The 998-nt window shown below is 44.0% G+C and carries 2 protein-coding genes; both read right to left on the bottom strand.

Going from position 1 to position 998, the window contains the following annotated elements:
• A partial coding sequence (locus R8N49_RS25325) for an HPr family phosphocarrier protein (RefSeq protein ID WP_318190237.1) occupies positions 1-420 on the bottom strand: 420 nt, incomplete at its 3' end.
• A gap of 8 nt (positions 421-428) precedes the next feature.
• Positions 429-731, bottom strand: coding sequence for a PTS fructose transporter subunit IIB (locus R8N49_RS25330; RefSeq protein ID WP_005463048.1), 303 nt, complete (start codon positions 729-731; stop codon positions 429-431).
• Positions 732-998 lie beyond the last annotated feature (267 nt).

A 998-nucleotide genomic window follows, 5' to 3' on the forward strand; every position in this document is an offset into this window, starting at 1 on the left:
GATCAGCTGAGCTAATCCTTTAAGACATTCAAACTTGGTGAGCTCGGTATGCGCTTTGGCGTAGTGCCATTTGATTTCACAAGGTGGGCAAATTTGCGGTAAACGCTCGGCCAGTTGGCTAGAAAACTCATAGTTGATATGAGATCCCACCACCGTAAAGTGTTCAGCAATCATGTCTTTGATGACGAAGCAGGCCAGCTCTGCGTCAATGCCAATCGCTGTGATTTGGCACAAATCACCTTGTTGTAGACCTGCTTGCAAAATCGCCACGGACTTGGTGAGTTCCGCAACACGATTTTGCGTTACATTAATGATATGTAAGGTACTTTTGAACTTTTTTGCCACTCGATTGAGTGGCAGAGCAACATGCGCACTGGCATTTGCATTATCGACGAAAAAGGTGATTTGGTATTCGTTCATCTACAAATTTAGTCGCGGCAGTGGACGAGGAATACTTTGTCGACGTTCAGCAAAACCTCTTCAATGGGGATTTGAATTTTGCGCGTCCCTTCGAATCGGCCTGGTTGTTCTATCTCAATATCCGACACGATCAAAACCCGATCCGCTTGAGCGATATCGTGAGGAGTGAGCTGATTTTCTATCCCCATCGCACCTTGCGTTTCTACTTTAATTTGCACGTTATGTTTTGGCGCAGCTTTCATGAGTGCATCTGCCGCCATATAAGTATGAGCGATGCCTGTAGGGCATGCTGTCACCGCTACGATTTTCATGTTCTATCCATTTTATTTTTTGTGGATATTAGCACAGCCACCGCAGATTGAATTGATTTGAGCTGGATTAACGCAAGAGCTCTATCACAGTTTGAATCTCATGTTACATTAATCCAGTTAATGCACTTTTAGTCCTATATATCAAAGGGTAGGCACTGGTTAATCTATGCCCAAATAAAATGAGTAGGAACGCATACGAGCCAGGGGATCCTGTATCTCAAACTCACTTGGGTATATATTCGAGCGTGAATATTGGAAGGTAAAGCA

This window comes from Vibrio sp. 1978, assembly GCF_033344345.1.